At 74.7% G+C, this 1,046-nt stretch carries 1 pseudogene; it reads right to left on the reverse strand.

What is annotated here, in order from left to right:
• Positions 1 to 1,046: pseudogene (locus K7854_RS37230) on the reverse strand (hypothetical protein); the annotation flags it as partial.

Here is a 1,046-nt window from a genome sequence, read left to right on the forward strand (position 1 = left end):
TCGGAGATCACCCGCGCGCGGTCCCCGGGGGCGAGGTCCGTGCGCTGCAGCAGCGGACGCAGCACCAGTTCGGCATCCGCGGGGTGGAGGTCGATCCAGGCCAGGGCCGCACTGGTCACGAACCGTCGTTCTTCGGGGGCGAGGGCCCTGCGCTGCAGCAGCGGACGCAGGACGAACTGCGCCTCGGGGGCGGCGCGGTGGCGGGCGAGCCAGGACAGCACCAGGGAGATCACCCGCGCGCCGTCCTCGGGCGCGAGATCGCCACGGGACAGCAGCGGCCCCACGACGAACGGCGCCTCCAGGCATTCCGCGTACCGGTCGAGCCACGTCAGGGCCGCGGCGACCGCCCGCCCGCTCTCCCGTGGACCGAGATCACCGCGCGCCAGCAACGGCCGCAGCACGAACCCCGCGTCGAGGTTCTCCGCGTGCCGGCCCAGCCACGTCAGCGCGGCCAGCACCGCACGCCCGCTCTCCCCGGGTTCCAGATCACCTCGGGACAACAGCGGCCCCACGACGAACTGCGCCTCCAGGCCTTCCGCGTACCGGTCGAGCCAGGTCAGGGCCGCGGCGACCGCGCTCCCGCTCACGTCGGAGCCCAGATCACCGCGCGCCAGCAACGGCCGCAGGACGAACCCCGCGTCGGGGTTCTCCGCGTGCCGGCCCAGCCACGTCAGCGCGGCCAGCACCGCACGCCCGCTCTCCCCGGGTTCGAGGTCGCCGCGGGACAGCAGAGCACGCAGCACGAACCCGGCGCCGGAACCGACGGGGTAGGCGTCGAGCCAGGTAAGAGCGGTGCGGAAGACGCGGTCGGGGTGCTGCAGGAGCAGTTCCCTGCGGGACAGCAGGGGGGCCAGGACGAAGCCGGCGTTGGGGTCGTCGGCGTGGTGGTCGAGCCAGGTCAGGGCGGCGGCGACGGCACAGGCGCCCTCTTCGTCACCGAGATCGCCGCGCGACAGCAGCGGGTGCACGACGTACTGCGCCTCCGCCGCCTCGGTGTGCCGGTCGAGCCAGGTCAGCGCCGCGGAGACGGCCCGCGCGCTCTCCCT

The organism is Streptomyces hyderabadensis (assembly GCF_020404845.1).
Taxonomy (GTDB): Bacteria; Actinomycetota; Actinomycetes; order Streptomycetales; family Streptomycetaceae; genus Streptomyces; species Streptomyces hyderabadensis.